Source organism: Sphingomonas kyungheensis (assembly GCF_037120395.1).
In the GTDB taxonomy this organism is placed as follows: domain Bacteria; phylum Pseudomonadota; class Alphaproteobacteria; order Sphingomonadales; family Sphingomonadaceae; genus Sphingomonas; species Sphingomonas kyungheensis.
The window spans coordinates 118508-140393 of record NZ_JBBBDM010000007.1 but is presented as its reverse complement, the minus strand read 5'-3'; the positions used below and the strand labels follow the sequence as shown (position 1 = coordinate 140393).

General features: G+C 67.4%; 16 protein-coding genes. 7 read left to right on the top strand and 9 right to left on the bottom strand.

Features of this window, described 5'->3' with window-relative positions:
- Positions 1 to 145 precede the first annotated feature (145 nt).
- The 4 genes from V8201_RS14105 to ykgO form a co-directional block, all read right to left on the bottom strand.
- Entirely contained in the window at positions 146 to 1468 is a 1323-nt protein-coding gene (locus V8201_RS14105) for an amino acid permease (RefSeq protein ID WP_336545683.1), read from the bottom strand.
- Between the two features lie 10 nt (positions 1469 to 1478).
- The gene (locus V8201_RS14100) at positions 1479 to 2813 is read right to left on the bottom strand and encodes a NupC/NupG family nucleoside CNT transporter (protein ID WP_336545682.1); all 1335 of its coding nucleotides are present in this window, start codon (positions 2811 to 2813) and stop codon (positions 1479 to 1481) included.
- Between the two features lie 518 nt (positions 2814 to 3331).
- On the bottom strand, positions 3332 to 3970 hold the full coding sequence (locus tag V8201_RS14095; protein ID WP_336545681.1) for an HAD family hydrolase: 639 nt from the start codon (positions 3968 to 3970) through the stop codon (positions 3332 to 3334).
- A gap of 10 nt (positions 3971 to 3980) precedes the next feature.
- Positions 3981 to 4106: a type B 50S ribosomal protein L36 gene (gene ykgO / locus V8201_RS14090; protein ID WP_003046794.1), complete on the bottom strand. Its 126-nt coding sequence runs from the start codon at positions 4104 to 4106 to the stop codon at positions 3981 to 3983.
- A 136-nt stretch (positions 4107 to 4242) separates the two neighbouring features.
- On the opposite strand from ykgO, the gene V8201_RS14085 reads away from it, so the two are divergent.
- The 6 genes from V8201_RS14085 (at position 4243) to V8201_RS14060 (ending at position 9501) form a co-directional block, all read left to right on the top strand.
- Positions 4243 to 4845: a DUF4136 domain-containing protein gene (locus V8201_RS14085; protein WP_037535102.1), complete on the top strand. Its 603-nt coding sequence runs from the start codon at positions 4243 to 4245 to the stop codon at positions 4843 to 4845.
- 164 nt (positions 4846 to 5009) lie between these two features.
- A complete protein-coding gene (locus tag V8201_RS14080) occupies positions 5010 to 6119 on the top strand; it encodes a M14 family metallopeptidase (protein ID WP_336545680.1) in 1110 nt (369 codons plus the stop codon).
- Positions 6119 to 6583: a GNAT family N-acetyltransferase gene (locus tag V8201_RS14075; protein WP_336545679.1), complete on the top strand. Its 465-nt coding sequence runs from the start codon at positions 6119 to 6121 to the stop codon at positions 6581 to 6583. Before V8201_RS14080 ends, V8201_RS14075 begins: the two co-directional genes overlap by 1 nt.
- 20 nt (positions 6584 to 6603) lie before the next feature.
- A complete protein-coding gene (gpmA, locus tag V8201_RS14070) occupies positions 6604 to 7290 on the top strand; it encodes a 2,3-diphosphoglycerate-dependent phosphoglycerate mutase (protein WP_037535099.1) in 687 nt (228 codons plus the stop codon).
- Between the two features lie 679 nt (positions 7291 to 7969).
- The gene (purE, locus tag V8201_RS14065) at positions 7970 to 8446 is read left to right on the top strand and encodes a 5-(carboxyamino)imidazole ribonucleotide mutase (RefSeq protein ID WP_271299944.1); all 477 of its coding nucleotides are present in this window, start codon (positions 7970 to 7972) and stop codon (positions 8444 to 8446) included.
- Positions 8446 to 9501 (top strand): 5-(carboxyamino)imidazole ribonucleotide synthase, encoded by a 1056-nt coding sequence (locus tag V8201_RS14060; RefSeq protein WP_336545678.1) that lies wholly within the window; start codon positions 8446 to 8448, stop codon positions 9499 to 9501. The genes purE and V8201_RS14060 overlap by 1 nt, the downstream gene beginning before the upstream one ends.
- A gap of 10 nt (positions 9502 to 9511) precedes the next feature.
- Here V8201_RS14060 and V8201_RS14055 read toward each other — a convergent pair whose 3' ends face one another.
- The 4 genes from V8201_RS14055 to V8201_RS14040 all read right to left on the bottom strand — a co-directional run bounded on the left by V8201_RS14055 (position 9512) and on the right by V8201_RS14040 (position 15467).
- Positions 9512 to 10282, bottom strand: coding sequence for a TonB family protein (locus V8201_RS14055; protein ID WP_336545677.1), 771 nt, complete (start codon positions 10280 to 10282; stop codon positions 9512 to 9514).
- Positions 10283 to 10292: 10 nt separating this feature from the next.
- Positions 10293 to 12191 carry a CocE/NonD family hydrolase gene (locus V8201_RS14050; protein WP_336545676.1) on the bottom strand — a complete coding sequence of 633 codons (1899 nt, stop codon included), beginning with the start codon at positions 12189 to 12191 and terminating at the stop codon, positions 10293 to 10295.
- Between the two features lie 113 nt (positions 12192 to 12304).
- A complete protein-coding gene (locus tag V8201_RS14045; protein WP_037531706.1) occupies positions 12305 to 12604 on the bottom strand; it encodes a hypothetical protein in 300 nt (99 codons plus the stop codon).
- A gap of 10 nt (positions 12605 to 12614) precedes the next feature.
- A complete protein-coding gene (locus V8201_RS14040) occupies positions 12615 to 15467 on the bottom strand; it encodes a M16 family metallopeptidase (protein ID WP_336545675.1) in 2853 nt (950 codons plus the stop codon).
- Between the two features lie 185 nt (positions 15468 to 15652).
- Between V8201_RS14040 and clpB the strand changes: the two genes are divergently transcribed.
- A complete protein-coding gene (gene clpB, locus V8201_RS14035; RefSeq protein ID WP_336545674.1) occupies positions 15653 to 18232 on the top strand; it encodes an ATP-dependent chaperone ClpB in 2580 nt (859 codons plus the stop codon).
- Positions 18233 to 18283: 51 nt separating this feature from the next.
- On the opposite strand, the gene V8201_RS14030 is transcribed toward clpB, so the two are convergent.
- The gene (locus tag V8201_RS14030; protein ID WP_336545673.1) at positions 18284 to 21565 is read right to left on the bottom strand and encodes a TonB-dependent receptor; all 3282 of its coding nucleotides are present in this window, start codon (positions 21563 to 21565) and stop codon (positions 18284 to 18286) included.
- Between the last annotated feature and the right edge of the window lie 321 nt (positions 21566 to 21886).

The window sequence follows — 21886 nt, the reverse complement described above, 5'->3', positions numbered from 1 at the left end:
CCCTTCCCTTCGTCATCCCCTTCCCTTCGTCATCCCGACGAAAGTCGGGATCCATGGTCACGGCGCCTCCGCTTGTCTCGCGCATCATCAGCGTCGCGCGTCCATGGATCCCGGCTTGCGCCGGGATGACGAATGGGGGGGAACGTCAGCGAGACACCGCACCGCGGAACCACACCGCATACACCCCCGCCAGCACGCCAAGAAACGGCAGACCATATACCAGCGTCAGCGCGAACGGCGCGGTGAACGGCGTCGTCAGCAGGATCGCCAGGATCGCCACAGCGCCGGCAATGCTCGTCCACGGATAGCCCCACAGCCGGAACGCCGCCGGAGCCCCGTGCCGCCGCCGGAAGGCGAGATGGGTGACGAAGATCATCCCCCAGGTGAACAGCGCGCCGAAGATCGACACCGCGATCATCACCCCGAACGCCGCCTCCGGCCGCCAGGCATAGACGCCGCCCGCCACCCCGATGCCGCCCGCCGATACCAGCAGCGCCGCCGCCGGCACCCCGCGCCGGTCGACTCGCGCCAGGCCTGCGGGCGCAAGGCCGCTCTCGGCGAGGCTGAACAGCATCCGCGACGCGGCATAGAGCTGGCTGTTCATCGCCGACAGCGCCGCGATCACCACCACTGCGTTGAGCACGCCCGCGGCATAGGGCACGCCGGTCGCCTGCATCACCGTGACGAACGGGCTCGTCGCCGTCCCCGCCTCGCGCCACGGCACGATCGCCAGCATCACCGCGAGGCTGCCAAGATAGAAGAGCGCCAGCCGCAGCATCGTCGAGCGGAAAGCGCGGACGATCGCGCGTTCGGGATCGCGCGCCTCGCCCGCCGCGACCGCGATCATCTCGATGCTGATATAGCTGAAGATCGCGACGATCACCGCGGTCCAGATCCCGCCCAGCCCGTGTGGCGCGAAGCCGCCGGCATCGGTATAGTGGCTGAAGCCGACGCCGCGCGCCGCGATCATCCACAGGCCGATTGCGACGAAGACCAGGATCGCCGCGATCTTGATCGCCGAAAAGACATATTCGACCGCACCGAACAGCCGCACGCTGGCGAGGTTGACGCCGAGCAGCGCCAGCGAGAAGCCGGCGATCCACCACAATCCCGGCACGCCCGGCGCCCAGTAGCGCATGTAGATCGCCACCGCGGTCACCTCGGTACCGATCGCCAGGATCACCGCCGCGGCATAGGCATAGCGGACGAGGAAGCCGGCGAAGCGGCCGAGATAGCGTTCGGCGAACAGCCCGAACGACCCCGTCGCCGGGTCCGCCACCGTCATCTCGGCAAGGCAGCCCATCAGCGCCAGCGTCACCAGCCCGCCGATCGCATAGCTGACCAGCACCGCCGGTCCGGCGAGCCCGATCGCGAGGCCGCTGCCGAGGAACAGCCCGGTGCCGACCGCGCCGCCGATCGCGATCATCGCGAGCTGGCCCGGTCCGAGCGTACGGCGGAGGCCGGTCATCCTGCCCGGCTCAGCCGATCAGCAGCCCGGCGAGCGCCGCGCTCATCAGATTGGCGAGACTGCCCGCCGCCAGCGCGCGCAGGCCCAGACGCGCGATCGTCGGCCGCTGATTGGGGGCGAGGCTGCCGGTCACCGCCATCTGGATCGCGATCGACGAGAAATTGGCGAAGCCGCACAAGGCGAAGGTCACCACCGCGATCGTCCGCGCGCTGAGCTGCCCGGCCTGTTTGCCGAGATCGATATAGGCGACGAATTCGTTGAGCACGATCTTCTCGCCGAACAGCCCGCCGGCGATCCCCGCCTCGTTCCACGGCACGTTGAGCAGCAGCATCACCGGCTGGAAGACATAGCCGAGCAGCGCCTGGAAGCTCAGCCCCGGCAGCCCGACGAGACCACCGAGCGCGCCGAGCAGCCCGTTGGCGAGCGCGACCAGCGCGACGAAGGCGAGCACCATCGCGCCGACCGCCACCGCCAGCCGCACGCCGGTCTGCGCGCCCTGTGCCGCCGCCATGATGAGATTGGCGGGCTTTTCCTCGTCATGCGTCGCCTCGGGCAGCGGCTCGCCGGGCGTGCCTTCGGGCAGCAGCGCGGCGGGGCCGGCGCCGCTGATCCGCGCCTCGGCGAGGCGGACGTCGCGCGGCGCGCCGGGCTGGTCGCCGAGCGGCAGCTCGCCCTCGGGCGGAAGGCGACGGTCGGGCATGATGATCTTCGCCATCAGGATCCCGCCCGGCGCCGCCATGAAGCTCGCCGCGAGCAGATATTCGATGCGGATGCCCATCGAGGCATAGGCCGCGAGGATCGTCCCCGCGACGCCCGCCATGCCGCTGGTCATCACCGTGAACACCTGCGGCGGGGTGAGGCCGGCGAGATAGGGGCGGATCACCAGCGGCGATTCGCTCTGGCCGACGAAGATGTTCGCCGCCGCGCACAGGGATTCGACCTTGGAGGTGCCGATCACCGTCTCGATCGCGCCGCCGACCCAGCGCACCACCACCTGCATCACGCCGAGATAATAGAGGATCGAGACGAGGCTGGCGAAGAAGATGATGACGGGCAGCGCCGCGATCGCGAAGCTCTGCCCGCCGATCTCGGGCGCGGCGAGCTTGCCGAACAGGAATTCGGTGCCGCGCTGCGAATAGCCGAGCAGCGCCGCGACCCCCGCCGACGCGGCGGCGAGCGCCTGCCGCCCCGGCCCCCAATAGAGCACGACGGTGGCGATCAGCGCCTGCAACGCGAAGGCGGCGCCGACGACGCGCAACCGGATCGCCCGGCGATCGGCGGACAGCGCAACGGCAATGGCGAGAATGACGAGGATGCCGGCGACGCCGATCAGGATACGGTGCATGGAAGATCCCGCGGGGAAACACACGCCGCCCCCCGGCGACGTCGCCGCACCATACAGTGGCTTTTTCAGGAGGCTAGCGGCGAATGGGATGAGGGCGGCGAGCGAACGTCCTATCCCGGCCCAGCCATGCCGCGCGCCAGCTCCGTCTTCCCCTGCCCCGTCACCCCCTAACGTTGTCATCCGCTAACGGTGTCATCCCCGCGCAGGCGAGGCCTCTGCGACAGTAGCAACCTGACCTGCTCACGTACCACCCCGGCGCAGGCCGGAGTCCAGTTTGGTGAAGCTTTGCAATCAGTTACAAAGGCCTCCCAACTGGGCCCCGGCTTGCGCCGGGGCGGTTTCGAAACGTTCGCAGAGGTCTCGCACAGGCGGGGATCCAGACGCGCGGGTCTTCGCTCGAGCCGCACCGTCAGCGTCTCGGGATTCCCGTCTGCGCAGGGATGGCGATAAAGCTGGGAATGACCGGAGAAGCGAGCAACAGCAACGGCAGCCTCGGCCCACTGCCCCGATCCGCAGGCCTACGCCGCGACCAGCCCCAGCGCCGCCAACTCCGCCCGCAGCGTCGGTGCGTCGGTGAAGTGCAGCGCGATCAGCCCGACGCTGCGTGCGCCGGCGATATTGGCGGCATTGTCGTCGATGAACACCGTCCGCGCCGCCTCCAGCCCGAACCGGTCGAGCGCCAGCCGGTAGATCGCCGGGTCGGGCTTGACCATCTTCTCGACCCCCGAGACGACGATGTCGCGGAAGCGATCGAACATCGCCGCCTCGCGCGCGCGGAACGGCGGCCAGAATTCGTAGCTGAAATTGGTGATCGCGAACAGCGGCACGCCCGCCGCGTCGAGTGCGTCGACCAGCGCCGGCATGCCGGGAATGGGATCGCCGATACTCTCCAGGAAGCGCGGTCCCCAGGCGGCGATCAGCTCGGCATGCTGGGGATGCAGCGCGACGAGCTCCGCCGAGGTATCGGCGAAGTCGCGTCCGGCATCATGCTGGAAATGCCAATCGTGCGTGACGACGTCGCGCAGGAATGCATCGAGCGCCCGATCGTCGTCGATCAGGCGCCGGTAGAGGATCCGGGGATCCCAGTCGTACAGGACCCGGCCGACATCGAAGATCACCGCCGTCGGAACGGCGGCAGCGACATCGGCCGTGGGCACGCCCAAAGGCTTAGCCCTGGCGCGCCTTGAAGCGACGGTTGGTCTTGTTGATGACGTAGGTACGGCCGCGACGACGGATCACGCGGTTGTCGCGATGACGGTCCTTGAGCGACTTCAGGCTATTGCGGATCTTCATGATCGATTCGCTTCTTTTCGAGATTGACGGTGTCGGTGAAAGCGCGAGCGCCTAAGCGTGGAGGCTGCAATAGTCAAGCAACGCAGGCCGCGTTAGAGCGTTTCCCAGACGCAACGTATCGCAAAGGTCCCCCGCCATGATCCTCCGTCCGTTCCTCGCGCTCGGCGTCGCCGCCGCGGCTCTTGCCGGTTGCGCGACCACCGCGTCGCTGCCGCCGACGGACGTGATCCGCTATCATCTCGGCGCGCCGATCGCGCGCGGCACGGTCGCGGTCGAGCCGCTGTCGGGCGGCAGCCCGGCGAGCCTCGAGTTCAAGACCTATGCCGCCGCGGTCGAGGCCGAATTGCTCAAGGTCGGCTATACGTTGCCGCCGCAGGGCGCGACGCCGGACTATGTCGCCTCGGTCGCCTTCACCCGCACCAGCCGCGAAGGCCCGCCGCGCCAGTCGCCGGTCAGCATCGGCCTCGGCGGCGGCGGCTTCAGCGGCGGGCGGCGCGGCGGCGGCGTCGGGCTGGGCGGCGGCATCGGCTTCCCGATCGGCCGCAGCCGGCCGACCGAATTGCTCGTCGCCGAGCTGGCGGTGACGATCAAGCGCCGCGCCGACCAGTCGCCGGTCTGGGAGGGCAAGGCGCAGGGGGTCAGCGACATCAAGGGCGCCGACCAGCAGGCCGGCCGCCTCGCCCGCGCGCTGTTCACCGGCTTCCCCGGCGAATCGGGGCGGACGATCTCGGTGAGGTAATCCTTGACCCTCACCCTTCCGCGGCGACGCCCCTCCCTCTCCCATCAGGAGTATCGGGTGAACAGCATCCCATGCTGTTCACCCGATACTGGAAAAGACGCCGAAGGCGGCGAAGGGTGAGGACCGCGACGTCCCGTAACAAACATCCTCCATCAGGCAGTCCCATGACCCTCAGCATCAACGCCGCCTTCGACGGCGGCAACATCCGTGTCGTCGGAATCGACGGCGATCAGGTCGATCTCGAGATCGTCCGCGATCACCAGTCCGATTTCTTCCAGTGGTTCTACTTCCGCGTCGCCGGCGCGGGCGGACGGCGGCTGCGCTTCCGCATCGTCAACGCCGGCCAGTCGGCCTATCCGTTCGGCTGGCCCGGCTACCAGACGCGGGTCAGCACCGATCGCCGCGCATGGCGGATGATCGAGACGCGCTATGACGATGGCGTGCTGTCGTTCGATTACGACGCCGCGGGCGACCTCGCCTGGTTCGCCTATTTCGCGCCGTTCACGATGGAGATGCACCACGATCTCGTCGCGCGCATCGCCGCGCGGCCGGGGGTGACGCATCGCGAACTCGGCACTTCGCTCGACGGGCAGAGCATCGACTATCTGCGCATCGGCGACGGGCCCAAGCCGGTCTGGCTCTATGCGCGCCAGCACCCAGGCGAATCGATGACCGAATATTGGATGGAGGGCGCGCTCGACTGGCTGACCAGCCCGGCCGCCGCGCCGCTGCTCGCCAAGGCGACGGTGCACGTCGTCCCCAATATGAACCCAGACGGCACGCGCCGCGGCCACCTGCGCACCAATGCGGCGGGGGTCAATCTCAACCGCGAATGGCATGCGCCGACGCCCGATCGCAGCCCCGAGGTGCTCTGCGTCCGCGATGCGATGGACGCGACCGGCGTCGCCTTCGCGATCGACGTCCATGGCGACGAGGCGATCCCGGCCAATTTCATCGCCGGCTTCGAGGGGATACCGAACTGGACCGAGGACCATGGCGCCAAATTCTACGATTTCGGCCACCGCCTCGCCGCGCACACCCCCGATTTCCAGACCGAGAAGGGCTATGAGAAGTCGAGTGCCGGCAACGCCAATCTGTCGATGTCGACCAACCAGCTCGCGCACCGCTTCGGCGCGGTGTCGGTGACGCTGGAGATGCCGTTCAAGGACCATGATCCCAATCCCGACGCCGAATTCGGCTGGTCGCCCGAACGCTCGCGCCGGCTCGGCGTCGCGTGCCTGGAGGTGCTCACCGAGATGATCGACACGATCTGATGGAGATCCGCCGGGACGATCCCGCCGCGCCGCACGTCGCGGCGCTGCTCGCCCACCATCTCGCCGAATTGCGCGGGCATATGGCGGATTTCGCCTTCGCGCTCGACGCCGGCGGCCTGTCCAGGCCCGACGTGACCTTCTGGACCGCGTGGCGCGACGGCACGCTCGCCGGCTTCGTTGCGCTGAAACAGCTCGATCCGTGCCATGGCGAGGTCAAGTCGATGCGCGCCGCCCCGGCGATGCGCGGCACCGGCGTCGGCCGCGCGCTGCTTGGCCATGTCGTCGCCGAGGCGCGCCGCCGCGGCTATCACCGGCTCAGCCTCGAAACCGGCACCGCCGCGCTGCATGCGCCGGCGGTCGCGCTGTATCGCAGCGCCGGCTTCATCGACACCGGGCCGTTCGCCGACTATCGCCCCAGCCCGCACAACCAATTCTTCGCCCTCGACCTTCGGGCCGAGCCTTAAAGCGTAAAGGGAGCCTTTCGATGCCGCGCCTCGTCCTGATCCGCCACGGCCAGTCCAGCTGGAACCTCGAAAACCGCTTCACCGGCTGGTGGGACGTCGACGTCACCGAGAAAGGCGCCGCCGAGGCGCGCGCCGCGGGCGAGCTGATGGCCGCCAAGGGCCTCGACTTCGACATGACCTTCACCTCGCTGCAGACGCGCGCGATCAAGACGCTCAACCTCGCGCTCGAGGCGATGGGGCGGCTGTGGCTGCCGACCGAGAAGGACTGGCGGCTCAACGAGCGCCATTACGGCGGGCTCACCGGCCTCGACAAGGCGGAGACGGCGGCCAAGCACGGCGACGAACAGGTGCATATCTGGCGCCGCAGCTTCGACGTGCCGCCGCCGCCGCTCGAGCCGGGCAGCGCCTATGATCTGTCCGCCGACCGCCGTTACGCCGGCATCGCCATCCCCGCCACCGAGAGCCTCAAGGACACGATCGCCCGCGTCCTGCCCTATTTCGAGGAGCGGATCGCCCCGGCGCTGCGCGACGGCCAGCGCGTGCTGATCTCCGCGCACGGCAATTCGCTGCGCGCTCTGGTCAAGCATCTGTCGAACATTCCGGATGATGCGATCACCGGGCTGGAAATTCCGACCGGCCAGCCGATCGTCTACGAACTCGACGACGCGCTCCAGGCGACGGATCGTTACTATCTGAACGAGCGGTAAGCAGCGAGGCGGAGGCGATAGTAGGGACGATCGCTCGGTCCACGCGTCCTGAAAGGTACAGTGCTCCCGCGAAAGCGGGAGCCCAGTGTTCTTTTTCCCACAAGCCGTTGTTCTGCTTGGCCACTGGATTCCCGCCTGCGCGGGAATACTGAGCTAGTCCCGGCGTTGCCCCAGAAACGCGCCGTCACTCCGAACGTGTTCCGCGGCGCACCGCCCCCACCTTACCACCCCGGCGAAGGCCGGGGTCCAGTTGGGTGAAGCCCCGCCAACGGCCACGCCGGTTGCCATCCGGGTCCCGGCCTTCGCCGGGGCGGTTCGCTCCTCCCCCTAATCGGCGCCCCGTAATCGGCGTCATGCCTGCCTCGTCCCGGCATCCACGGTTCCGCAGCAGCGGCCGCCGTCAAGATCGCGGCACGGTGAATCCCGGACCAAGTCCGGGATGGCGAAGCGCCCGCGGCGGCGGAGCCAAGGCCAAGGCACAGCCCCCTGTCCTACACGTCCCGCCGGCGCTATACCCACCCCGCTCTGTCTCATCGTGACTTCGATCGTCACCGAATTCGAAACGATCGGCCCGGATCGTTTCGATCAAGGTGTCCATCTTGTCCATGTTGCCCAAAATACAGGCAAGGCCGGGATGCGGACCGTTGCCCTCCCCGTCGGCTGCGGCTAACCGCCGAGGATGACTTTGGTCGGCATCATCATGGGTTCGACGTCCGATTGGGACACGATGCGGCATACGGCGGCGGTGCTCGCCGAACTCGACGTGCCGCACGAGACCAAGGTCGTCTCGGCGCATCGCACCCCGGACCGGCTCTATGACTATGCCAAGGGCGCGGCGGGCCGCGGACTCAAGGTGGTGATCGCCGGCGCGGGCGGCGCGGCGCATCTGCCCGGCATGGCGGCGGCGATGACGCATCTGCCGGTGCTCGGCGTGCCGGTGCAAAGCAAGGCGCTGTCCGGCCAGGACAGCCTGTTGTCGATCGTCCAGATGCCCGCCGGCATCCCGGTCGGCACGCTGGCGATCGGCAAGGCGGGCGCGGTCAACGCCGGGCTGCTCGCCGCCGCGATCCTCGCGACGCAGGACGAAGCGCTGTCGCAGCGCTTGCAGGCCTGGCGGCAGCGGCAGACCGAGGCGGTCGCGGACGAGCCGGCCTGATGCTCGCCCCCGGCAGCACGATCGGCATCCTCGGCGGCGGCCAGCTCGGGCGGATGCTCGCCGTCGCCGCGGCCCAGCTCGGCTATGCCACGCACATCCTCGCCCCCGACGACGAGAGCGTCGCCGCGCAGACCGCCTCGCAGCTTACCCGCGCCGAGTATGACGACCGCGACGCGCTCGCCGCCTTCGCCGGCGCCTGCGACGTCGTCACCTATGAGTTCGAGAATATCGACGTCGCGCCGGTGGAGTGGCTGGCGGCGCGGGTCGCCGTCCACCCCGCCCCCGCCGGCCTGCGCGTCGCGCAGGATCGCATCGCCGAGAAGCGCTTCGTCGAGACGGTCGGCGGCCGGCCGGCGCCCTGGACGGCGGTAGCGAGCGAGGCCGATCTCGACGCCGCGATCGCCCGCATCGGCTGCCCGGCGATCCTCAAGACGACGCGCTTCGGCTATGACGGCAAGGGCCAGGCGGTGATCGCCCGCCGCGAAGACGCCGCATCGGCCTGGGCGGCGATCGGCGGGCCGGCGGTGCTCGAGGGATTCGTCACCTTCAGCCACGAATTCTCGATCCTCATCGCGCGCGGGACCGATGGCGCGACCGTCCGCTATGCGCCGCCGCACAACGTCCATCACGAGGCGATCCTGCGCAGCTCGACCGTCCCCGCGCCGGCGGCGATCCGCGATCAGGCCGAAGCGGCGACCGCGCTCGCCTGCCGCATCGCCGCCGAGCTCGACTATGTCGGCGTGCTCGCCTGCGAATTCTTCGCCACCGCCGACGGGCCGGTATTCAACGAAATGGCGCCACGCGTCCACAATTCGGGCCATTGGACGATCGAGGGCGCCGAGACCTCGCAGTTCGAGAACCATATCCGCGCGATCTGCGGCCTGCCGCTCGGCAGCACCGCGCTGACCGGGACGCAGGTGCGGCTCGACAATCTCATCGGCGACGATCCCTGGCAGCCGGCGCTCGCCGAGGCGGGGGCGCACGTCCATCTCTACGGCAAGGGCGCGCCGCGACCGGGTCGCAAGATGGGGCATATCACCCGCGTCACGCGCTGACCGCTCACCACTATCGCTTGCGCAGCGGCGGCGTATCGAAGGCGACGGGAACGAGGATCGGCAGCGCGACGACCTTGCCGTTGCGCAGCACCGGCCGGATCCGGAACAGCGGCTGCATCGCCAGCGCCGCGGCGCCGAACCCCATGTCGGCGGGAGTTTCGATCAGCACGGCGCACCGCTCTGGCCGGCCCGAGCGTGGCACCGCGCAGGCGAGGATCACCCGCCCCGAGATATGCCGCCGCACCGCCTCGGCAGGCCAGAACCGGCGCAGCTCGGCATCGGTCGGCCGATAGATCCACGACGCCTTGGCATAATGCGCCTTGCCGTCGCCGCCGGCGCCGCTCCCCGCCCCCAGGCCGACGCCGCTCCCCTCACCGGCGCCCGTGCCCGCCGTCCCGCTGCCGGCAAGCTGCACGACCGCCGAATCGCTGCCGAAGGGGGAGACGAGGCTCGGCGGCGGCGGCAGCGGCGGGGCGAGCACGTCCGGCGTCGTATCGACCTGCGGCGCCGGCGCTGCTGCCGGTGGTGATCCGCCCGCGGGCGCGGCACGGGGCGGCGGCGCGGCGCGTGCCGGCGGCAAAGGCGGCGGCGGGCGTTCCGGCGGCGGTGGCGGCGGTGGTGGCGGTGGTGGCGCGACATCGAACAGCGTCAGCGCCGCCTCCGGCCGCGTCGGCACGCCGGGCGGGGGCCACGCCGTCATCAGCCAGAGCAGGACCAGCGCGCCATGCACCCCGATCGCCAGCGCCAGCGCGCTGCGGTCAGGGGCATGGCGATGGCTCACCGGCCCGCCGTCATTTAACCACCGGCAGCGCGATATAGCTCGCGTCCGGCCCGCTGACGGTGATCTTCTGCGTCGCCGTCACATAGTCCTTCGGCTGCGCAAAGAAGATGTTGGGGACGAAGGTCTGCGGATTGCGGTCGTAGAGCGGGAACCAGCTCGACTGCACCTGCACCATGATGCGATGCCCGGGCAGGAAGACGTGATTGGTCTCGGGCAAAGCGAAGCGATAGGGCAGCGGCGTGTTCGCGGCGATCGGCTTGGCGACGGCAAGGTCCTCGCGATAGCGGCCGCGGAAGATGTCCATCGCGACGGCGAGCTGATAGCCGGCCATCTCCTCATGCTTGGGCATCTCTTCGGGATAGACGTCGACCAGCTTGACCACCCAGTCGCTGTCCGTGCCGCTGGTCGCGGCGGTCAGATGCACCTCGGGCGTGCCGGCGATCGTCACCGGCTGGGTCAGCACGTCGGTGGTGAAGGTGACGACATCGGGCCGCCCGGAAACGCCGCGCTGATCGTCGACCAACCAGTTCTTCCACGTCGAGCCTTCGGCATACATCGGCTTGGTCGGGCGGACGCGATACGACACCGGATGCGCCGGATCGCTGATGTAATCGACCGTCTGCGCCGTGCCGGCCGCCGCGTCGAAGCCGAGCGCGCCGCCGGGCTTGAGGTAGAGCGGCGTCGGGGTCGGCTGCGTCCACGCCTGCATCCGCTGCCATTCGTTGGTGCCGGTGCGGAAGGCGGTGACCGGCGCGACGTCCATCGCCGGCTGGTCGCTCTTCAGATAATGCGCGAGGAACGGCCGCAGCACATGCCAGCGCCACCATTTGGCGGTGTCCTGATCCCATTTGATCGCGCCGAGGTTGCTGCCGTCGCCGATCTCCTGGCCATGATACCAGGGACCGAGCGTCAGGAAGACCATGTCGTTCCGCGTGTCCTTGGGCTCGAGCGCGCGATAGACCGCGGGCGCGCCGTAGATATCCTCCTGGTCCCACAGCCCGGCGACCAGCATCGTCGGCACCTTGAGCGGCTGCGCGGCGAGGATCTTGTCCATCGCCGCGCTCGACCAATAGGTGTCATAGGCGGGATGCGCGGCGACCTTGCGATAGAAGCCCGATGCCTGGTCGACCCCCTGCGCCTTGGCGACCGCCCCCGCCGAGACGTTGCGCAGCCAATAGTCGTAATCGTCGGCGGTGTCGGTCACCCAAGGCGTGCTGGCATCGCGCGTACCCTGCTGGCCGAGCATATAGGACAGGCCGATCTGGCGGAACGCGCCATTGTGGAACCAGTCGTCGCCGCGCCAGCCGTCGACCATCGGGTTCATCGGCACCGACACCTTGAGCGCCGGATGCGGGTTGATCAGCGCCATCAGCGGCAGGAACCCGTCATAGCTGATGCCGCTGATCCCGACCCGGCCGTTGCTCTCCGGCACGTTCTTCACCAGCCAGGCGATCGTGTCATACGTGTCGGTCGAATCGTCGGTCTTGGTCGGATTGTTGGGCGATCCCGCCGGCGTCGGGTTCATCAGCGTGATGCCCTGGCTGCCGTGCATGCCGCGCACGTCCTGGATGACGCGGATATAGCCGTCGGCGGCGATCACGTCCCACGGGCCGTCGCCATGCGCCAGGATGCCGGCAAAAGTGCCGCTGTCCGCCTTGGTCTGCTCGTCGGCGTCATAGGGGGTGCGGGTGAGCAGGATCCCCGCATCGCGCGTGCCCTTGCGGATGACGATGACGGTGTGGAGCTTGACGCCGTCGCGCATCGGGATGTCGACCGCGCGGCGGACGTATTCGTAATGGGTGTCGCGCGGCGCCAGCTTGGCGGGGCGCTCGTCGTAACTCTGCGCGCCGGCCACGGCGGCGGTGGCGAGTGCGGACAGGGCGCAGGCGGCGAACAGCGAACGGATCATAAGCGGCAACCTCGGCACGAAACGGCCCGCCTCCGGGTGGAAGGCGGGCCGTAATGTGTCGCGATTATTGCCGGCAAAGCAAGCGCGCGGATTCGCGCCGCCCGCCCGTCGACTCAGGCGCTGCGCTTGCCCGACAGCGGGAAGCTGCCGAACGCGCCCGCACCCACCGTGCCGGTCAGCGTGTCGCCCTCGGCAGTCGCCTCGCAGTCGAGCGTCATCGGCATCGGCACGGTCATCTGCTGCTTCCAGCGGAGGGTGTTGCCGTCGACCTCGCCCGAGACATCGCTCGATCCCATCGCGCCCGAGGCGGTGCCGGTGAAGCCGGCGCCGTCGCTGGTCACGGTCAGCGTCAGGTTCTGGTCGCCCAGCGGCGACTTAACGGTGCAATCCCAGCTGCCATCGACCTCAGCCATTATTCTCTCCTCATCGCGCCGCGGTGGTGGTGCCGGCGGGGACGCCGGCGACGGCACGTGCCGGGACGACCTCGACCGGCAGGCCGAGACTGTCAAGCTGCGGCTTGACCTTGGCGGCATCGCCGACGACGATCCAGGTCAGCTTGGCGGGATCGATCGTCTGCGCCGCGGCGGCGCGCAGCTGCGGCAGCGTCATCGCGCGATAGCGGGTCGCCACCGTCGCGTAATAATCGTCGGGCCGCTTGAACAGGTCGTTCGCCTGCATCGCGCCGAGCACCGCCTGCGACGTTTCGAACTGCCCCGGCAGCTGCAGCGTCGCGCCCTTGATCGCGAGATCGAATTCGGCCTCGCTCATCGGCTTGCTGGTGACGAACTGCGCGACGTCGTCGCGGGCCGAGGCGAGCGCCGGGCCGGTCTTGTCCGCCTGCACGCCGGCCTGGAGCAGATAGGGCGCGGCGAATTCGGACGGCTGGAAGCGGCCGCCGGCGCCATAGGACCAATGCTTCTCCTCGCGCAGATCCATGTTGAGCCGGCTGAGGAAGCTGCCGCCGAGCGCGTCGTTGACCGTGTTGAGCACGAGCAGGTCGTCGGTGCCCTTGAGCCCGGTACGCTGGCCGCCGACGAGGATCGACTGCGGGCTGTCCGGGCGATCGACCAGGACGATGCCGGGCTTGAGCGCCGCGACGGTGCCGCCGAACGTCTTGCTGCCGGCCGGTCCGGTTCCGGTCCAGTCGCCGAAGCGGGCTTCGAGCGCCGCCTGCACCTCGGCGAGCGGACGGTCGGAGACGACGAAGATCTTCGCCTTGTCGGGACGCAGCCACGCCTGCTGGAAGCGGCGCAGGTCGGCGGGGGTGAGGCTCGCCACCGCGACCGGGTCACCGCTGCCCTGCGCCTTGGCATAAGGCGTGCCGGCGGCGAGGATGCGCGTCGACATCCGCTGCGCGAGCGAACCGGGGTTGGTCAGCTCCTGCTGGATCTGCGCGACCTGCTGCGCCTTGAAGCGCGCGACATCGGCGTCGCGATAGGCCGGCCGCCGCGCGACTTCGGCGAACAGGTCGAGCGCCGGGCCGAGGTTGGCGCTCGGCACGCCCATCGAAACGGTGCTGCGGTCGTTGCCGGCGCCGGCGGACAGCTGCATGCCGAGCCGTTCGCGCGCTTCGGCGAGCGCGTTGACGTCATAATGCTCCGTGCCCTCGTCGAGCATGTTGAGCGCGACGAGCTGCGTGCCGAGCTTGCCGTCGACGTCGGCGGCATAGCCGGCATCGAAGCTCAGCACCGCCTGGGTCACCGGCACCGCGGTGCGCTGCGCGTAGACCAGTTCGATGCCGTTCGACAGGCGGCTGCGCGCGACCTTGGGGAAGGCGAGCTCCGGCGTCGCGCCGACCGGCGGGATCGTCCCGCGCGTGCCCTTGGCGGGCTGTTCGGGCGCGGCGGCGACATCGACCTTTGGCGGCACCTTCGCCTCGGCATAGGCATCGCGCGCGCCGGGAACGACGTTGACCGCGAGCACCGGACGGCTCAGCCACTTGTCCGCCGCCGCCTTGACGCTCGCCGGCGTCTGCCTGGCGAGATCGGCGAGCTGCTTCTTGTAGAAGCCCGGATCGTTCGAATAGAGCGCCCCCTCGGCGAGCGCGACCGCCTTGCCGCCGAAGCCGCCGACCGCCTCGAGCCCGCGGATGCGGCCGGCGACGCGGGTGGTGACGAAGCGCGACACCTCGTCCTGCGTCGGCCCGGTGCGCAGGAAGTCGGCGACCACCGCGTCGAGCCGCTGCGCCGCCATCGCCGGATCGACGCCGGGCCGCACCAGCCCCTCGATCGAGAAGGTGCCGACCTGCGCGAAGGCACTGTTGTCCGCCGCCACGGAGGTGAACAGCTTCTCCTGCCGGATCAGCACATTGGTCAGGCGCGATGAGGCCATGCCGCCGAGCACGCCGGCCGCGACCTCGAGCGGCGCGGCATCCTTGTCGTTGAGCCCGGGCACCACCCAGTTGCGCGTGATCATCGTCGCCGCGACGCGATCCTTGAGCGTCACCGTCTTCGCCGCCGGCAGCGTGACGACCGGCGCGGCAGGCAGCACGCTCTTCGGCCCGGCCTTGATCCCCCCGAAATATTTCTCGACCAGCGGCCGCGCGGTGGCGGCATCGATGTCGCCGGCGAGCACCAGCACCGCATTGTTGGGGCCGTAATGGCTGCGGAACCAGTTTTTCACCGTGTCGAGGCTGGCCGCGTCGAGATCGGCCATCGAACCGATCGTGTCATGGCCATAGGGGTGCGTCGCCGGGAACAAATTTTCCGTCACCGCATAGCCTTCGAGGCCATAGGGACGGTTGTCGCCCTGCCGCTTCTCGTTCTGGACGACGCCGCGCTGCTCGTCGAGCACGCCCTGGGTGATCGCACCGGTCAGATAGCCCATCCGGTCCGATTCGAGGAACAGCGCCCGCTCCAGCGCCGCGGTCGGCACCGTCTCGAAATAGTTGGTGCGATCGTAATAGGTCGTGCCGTTGAAGTCGGTCGCGCCGACCTGCTTGAGCGGCGCGAAGAAATCGCCGGGCGCATTCTCCGACCCGTTGAACATCAGATGCTCGAACAGATGCGCGAAGCCGGTCGAGCCCTTGGGCTCGTGCTTCGAGCCGACGTCATACCAGACGCTGACTGCGACGACCGGCGCCTTGCGATCGGTATGGACGACGACGCGCAACCCGTTGGCGAGCGTGAATTGCTGATACGGGATATCGACCGAGCGGACGAGCGCGGCGACCGGCGCGGCCTTGATCGCGGGTGCGGCTGCGGCGGGCGTCTGCGCCTGGAGCGGCGCGAGCCATGCGATCGACGCGACGCCGGCAAGTGCGATAAGCTTCGTCATCAGAATAGAATCCCCCAGTCGGTCACTTTGTGTGTTGGGGTCGAGCATAGACGGGCGGCGAACACTGGCAAGCGACGTGCCGCGCTTTTTCGCGTCTGGTCGTTTTGTGCCGACTGACCGCCGCGATACCCTTGTGTTGCACAAAAGCAACACTACATCGCGGTGCAGAGATGGAAGGGGATGGTATGAACCTCGAACGATTTACAGACCGCGCCAAAGGATTTCTCCAATCGGCGCAGACAGTTGCGATCCGCATGAACCACCAGCGGATCGCGCCCGAACATATCGCCAAGGCCTTGCTCGAGGACGAGCAGGGCATGGCGGCAGGCCTGATCACCGCAGCGGGCGGCGACGCGCGCCGCGCCACCAGCGAGATCGATGCGGCGCTCGCCAAAATCCCGGCGGTGTCGGGATCGGGGGCGCAGACGACGCCGGGCCTCGACAATGACACGGTACGCGTGCTCGACCAGGCCGAGCAGATCGCGCAGAAGGCAGGCGACAGCTTCGTCACCGTCGAGCGGCTGCTGCTCGCGCTGACGCTGGCGACGACCACCGCCGCGGGCCGGGCGCTCGCCGCTGCGGGGGTCACCGCCGATGCGCTCAACGGCGCGATCAACCAGCTGCGCGGCGGCCGCACCGCCGATACCGCCGGTGCCGAGGATCGCTACGACGCGCTCAAGAAATTCGCCCGCGACCTGACCCAGGCGGCGCGCGACGGCAAGCTCGATCCCGTGATCGGCCGGGACGAGGAGATCCGCCGCACGATCCAGGTGCTCGCCCGCCGCACCAAGAACAATCCGGTGCTGATCGGCGAGCCCGGCGTCGGCAAGACCGCGATCGTCGAGGGGCTGGCGCTGCGCATCGCCAATGGCGACGTGCCCGACGGCCTCAAGGACAAGACGCTGATGGCGCTCGACATGGGAGCGCTGATCGCCGGCGCCAAATATCGCGGCGAGTTCGAGGAGCGCCTCAAGGGCGTGATCGACGAGGTCAAGCAGGCCGAGGGGCAGATCGTCCTGTTCATCGACGAGATGCATCAATTGATCGGCGCGGGCAAATCCGAAGGCGCGATGGATGCGGGCAATCTGCTCAAGCCCGCGCTGGCGCGTGGCGAGCTGCACTGCGTCGGCGCGACGACGCTCGACGAATATCGCAAATATGTCGAGAAGGACCCGGCGCTCCAGCGGCGGTTCCAGCCCGTCTTCGTCGGCGAGCCGACGGTCGAGGATACGATCAGCATCCTGCGCGGGCTCAAGGAGAAGTACGAGCTGCACCATGGCGTGCGGATCACCGACGGCGCGCTGGTCGCCGCGGCGACGCTGTCCAACCGCTACATCACCGATCGCTTCCTCCCCGACAAGGCGATCGACCTGATGGACGAGGCCGCCAGCCGCATCCGCATGGAAGTGGAAAGCAAGCCCGAGGAGATCGAGGCGCTCGACCGCCGCATCCTGCGCCTCAAGATCGAGCGGGAGGGGCTGCGCCGCGAGACCGACAGGGCGTCGCGCGACCGATATGCCGCGCTGGAGGAGGAACTCGCCAATCTCGAGGAGCAATCCGGCGAGCTGACCCGCCGCTGGCAGGCGGAGAAGGACAAGATCGCCGGCGAGGCAAGGCTCAAGGAGCAGCTCGACGCCGCGCGGCTCGAACTCGAGCAGGCGCAGCGCCAGGGCGACCTCGCCAAGGCGGGCGAGCTCGCCTACGGGCGCATCCCGACGCTGGAGAAGCAGCTCGCCGAGGCGCAGGGTGCGACGCAGGGCGCGATGCTGCGCGAGGAGGTCACCGCCGACGATATCGCCGGCGTGGTCAGCCGCTGGACCGGCATACCCGTCGACCGGATGCTACAGGGCGAGCGCGACAAATTGCTGCGCATGGAAGAGGTGATCGGCCAGCGCGTGATCGGCCAGGCGCAGGCGGTGCGCGCGGTCTCCACCGCGGTGCGGCGCGCGCGCGCCGGCTTGCAGGACCCGAACCGGCCGCTCGGCAGCTTCCTGTTCCTCGGCCCGACCGGCGTCGGCAAGACCGAGCTGACCAAGGCGCTCGCCGAATTCCTGTTCGACGACCCGTCGGCGATGGTGCGGATCGACATGAGCGAATTCATGGAGAAGCATGCGGTCGCCCGGCTGATCGGCGCACCGCCGGGCTATGTCGGCTATGAGGAAGGCGGCGTGCTGACCGAGGCGGTGCGGCGCCGGCCCTATCAGGTCGTGCTGTTCGACGAGGTCGAGAAGGCGCATGGCGACGTGTTCAACGTGCTGCTCCAGGTACTCGACGACGGGCGGCTGACCGACGGCCAGGGGCGGACGGTGGATTTCAGCAACACGCTGATCATCCTCACCTCCAACCTCGGCTCGCATTATCTCGCCGCGGTCGAGGACGGGCAGGATGTCGAGAGCGTCGAGCCGCAGGTGATGGAGGTGGTGCGCGCGCATTTCCGCCCCGAATTCCTCAACCGGCTCGACGAGGTGATCCTGTTCCACCGGCTGGGGCAGAGCCATATGGCACCGATCGTCGACATCCAGGTCGCCCGCGTCGGCAAGCTGCTCGCCGACCGCAAGGTGACGCTCGACCTCACCGACGCGGCACGCACCTGGCTGGGACGGGTCGGCTACGACCCGGTCTACGGCGCCCGCCCGCTCAAACGCGCGGTACAGCGCTACCTGCAGGACCCGCTCGCCGAGATGATCCTGCGCGGCGAGGTCAAGGACGGCATGACCGTGCGGGTAGACGAGGGCGACGGGGCGCTGGTGTTGCGGGCGGGGTGATAGAAAAGGGGCCGGTGATCGCCGGCCCCTTCTTGTCATCCCCGGATCGCGTCAGAATGCGACGCCCAGCTGGATCCGGGCCGCACGCCCCAGATTGTACTGAACCGGCAGGGAATAGGTCGGTAACGGTGCGCCTGCCGATGTCGTCCCCGTCTCCGACAGACGCAGCGCCGGTTGGGCATTGAAGACGTTGAATACCGAAAGACGCAGGAAACCATTGAATGCGTCGGTCGGCAACGCCACCGTCGCATCGAGGTTGACTTGCGCCAGCCAGGCGGCCGTCAATTGCGAACCGCGGGGCACGAGGCCGAGCGTCGTCGGCCGCACGCCGCCCACCCGGTCAAATCGATCGTTGATGACCGTGAAGCCGGTGGGATCCCGAACGACTTTGCCGTTCGCCACGTCGCAATAGGCACCGCTGGTCTTGTAATACAGGCCCGTGATGCCGCCGGGCGCGGTCGCATCGAAATCGCGACTGGCCGGCGCACGACCGTAGCAGCCGAATTTGCGCGGTGACATCACGTTGGCATTGACCCCGAGCGTCAGCCAGTCGGCAAACTTGTATGACCCCCAGACCTTCAGGTTGTGACGGCGATCGTTGGGCAGATATCCATAAGTGCCGTCGACCAGCGCCGGGAGATCGAACGCCGTCGTCAAGCCGGAGTCGCTCTGGCCGTTGTCGGAACGGACGCCTCCTTCGATATTTCCGACCAGCTTGGAATAGGTATAGTTGGCGTGCAGCTCCCACTTGCCATCCGACTCCCGATCCAGTGCGAACGTCACACCGCGATAGGTCCGTTGCGCCAGCGGGTATTGGAGGGCCGCGGATGATAGCATAACCGTTCTGGCCGATGTCTCGCCGGGCAGCGGATCGCTCAGCGTCACGACGACATCACGGCCCGGGTTGATCAGCGCGAATTGCTCGACCCCGCTCCAGATCGACCGACAGTCGGACGCAGCCTTACCCTGCGCAATGCAATAGGGGACGATCGCCTGATCGAGTGATGCGTCTTCCAGCGAGTTGTTGAGCTTCGCCTGTGTGAAATTGAAGGCGAGCCGGATACGGTGACCCAGGCGCCGTTCGATACCGAACACGATCTCGTCGACCGATTGCGGTTTCAGATTGGCAGCCACGACGGAAGCGGTGCTCGGCACCGTGCCGTCGTGGCTGACGACGCACGCGGTTCCCGCGGGTGAGTTGCCAGGACAGGCTGTGAACCCCGCTCCCGTGGTGACCGGCGCGCCGAGGATCGGTACGTTCGTTGCCGACAGACCGTTCAGCACGTAATAGGCGTTATAGTCGAGTTCGCTGCCGGCAAGCCGGACGTTGGTGTTCACCGCGACCGGCAAGTAATAGCGGCTGAATGACCCGAAAAACTTGGTCCGCCCGTCACCCATAGGATCGATGCTGCCGCCAAGACGTGGCGACCATTGATTCTTGGCGAGGAAGAACGTCTGTCCGGCGGCATTGCGATTTTCGAACCGGTCGTTGCGAACGCCGAGGTTGAGGTTGATCCGCTCTTGGAACAATCGCCACTCATCCTGCGCATAGAAAGCGGTATTGCGGGTTGCGAACTGCCCACCCGTCTTAAATGCGCGAGCCACGGCGTAAGGCGTGCCACCCGGCAAACCGACCGTGGGATCGATCGTCGTAGCGTCGCCAGACGCAGTGAGGAGCGTATATTGCGCGCCACCATTGGCAATCGTCGTCGACGTTTCGTCGAGATCCTCACGGTCATAGCCGCCGCGAATATGATGGGACCCGAGTAGAGAGAAACGCAGGTCGGCGTCTGCGCGATAGAAAGTCCGCTTGTCGAAATTCAGCGACGCATTCGATACGGTGTTGCCGATGCTGCTGTTTGCGCCGTTACGCTGCTCGAGTACGTAGGGCAGATCGGGCGCGCCAGACTCCGTCGTTTCGCTGTTCTTGTTGACGCCATAGGCAGCCGACAACGTCAGCCAGTTGGTGAAGCTACCCGTATAACGAAACACATAATTCTCGCCGCCCGAGCGGTAGACGTTGCTCGTCACATACCCGCCGGGAGCGTTCGTGTTCGGATTATAACGCTGGCCGCTTGCCAGCGTGTATTGACTGGTTCCGTAAATTTCCTCGATCTGTTTTCCGCTCGTGTTCCAATAGGTCGCCTCCAGCCGCTGACCATCGACGATGACGGCATCCACCTTGCCGCCCCAGAACGGGCTGGTATTCGCGTTACGGCTGTAGGACGTGCCGACCAATTGCTGACCCGCCTTGCGGAGATCGGCGTAATCGGCGCACATCGTGGGATTGCTGGCACATCCTGCCGGTCCCGTCTGTGTCGCCGACGCGCTTCCGGTATAGCCCTGCCCCCAACGAAGATCGACGGCATCGTAGATACCGTAGAAGAACAAATGGTCCTTGATGATCGGACCCGACAGCTGCGCAATGAAGTCGCTGCGCTTGAGATAAGCCGAATCGTTATCTGCCGCGAATGTATTCTTCGTCTTGGAAATCAACGTGTTCGGCTGCCAGTTGAAGGTAATGCCGCCGTGCCACTCATTGGAGCCCGATTTGGTCGTGGCGTTGATCATGCCGCCGGTGAAACGGCCGAATTCGGCGGGAATACCACCCGTTTTTGTCTGAACGGTCTGGTAGAATTCGAACGGAATTGCCACGGCACCCAACCCGTTGCGGAATTGGGTAATATTCAGTCCGTTGACGTAATAGACGTTCTCCGAAACGGACGAACCGTTGACCGAGGGCAGACCGTTGTCGCGCACCGAACCGAAGCGGTTGTCGCCTCCGGTCGTACCGGGCGCCAACAACACCACGGAGGTGAGATCACGGGCGACCGGCACCCGCGTCGCGACATCGGCGACATCGACGGTCTGGCCGATGGTGTTGCTGCTGAAATCGACGACCTGGACCCGCCCGGCTGTGACGACGATGTCGCTTGCTGCACCTGCATCACTAGGCTGGAGATTGAATTGGTTGGCTGCCCGCCCCTGGATCAGCCGAACGGCAGGGTCGGTGAATGTTTCGTACCCATCGGCGGATACCGTAAAGTCATAGGTGCCCTGTGGCAGTGCGGAGATGACGTAGGCGCCGTCCTGATCAGTCACCGCTGTCCGAGTAAAGCCTTGCGCTGTTGACCTTACCTCGACCTTCGCTCCGGCAATAGCTTTACCGTCGGTCCCACGCACCCGGCCGGTCGCGTTCACCTGGGTATAATCCTGCGCCATTGCGGGAGCAGCAAGTCCTACCATACCGATACCGGCACCAAGCAACGCCAATGCCGTAAGGGCCGCGCTGCTGCGCAAGGCCGTGCGGGTGATCTTTGACATCTTCAACATGCTCTTCCCCTGTTTTGTCCCGGAGCCGCGACATTCGCCGCCTCATTATGCTCGGGCTGGCCTCGCCCATCCTCCGCAGGTCGAAGTGACGGGTCAGTGGGAGAAGAAGGCATATCCATATTGGACATGTAAAGAGAGATCAGTATTAAATATATCCGTTTCGGTATATAGCGTGGTTTTTATGTCACTCCGCCTTCAAACCGTGAAGGCATAGGAATCCAAAGCGCAGGCTGGCCAGAATACCGTCTTATTATCTGATAATAATAGCTTTCCCCCCGGCCATGATATTTTCATCCATCTGCTCGGTAAACACTGCCCTTC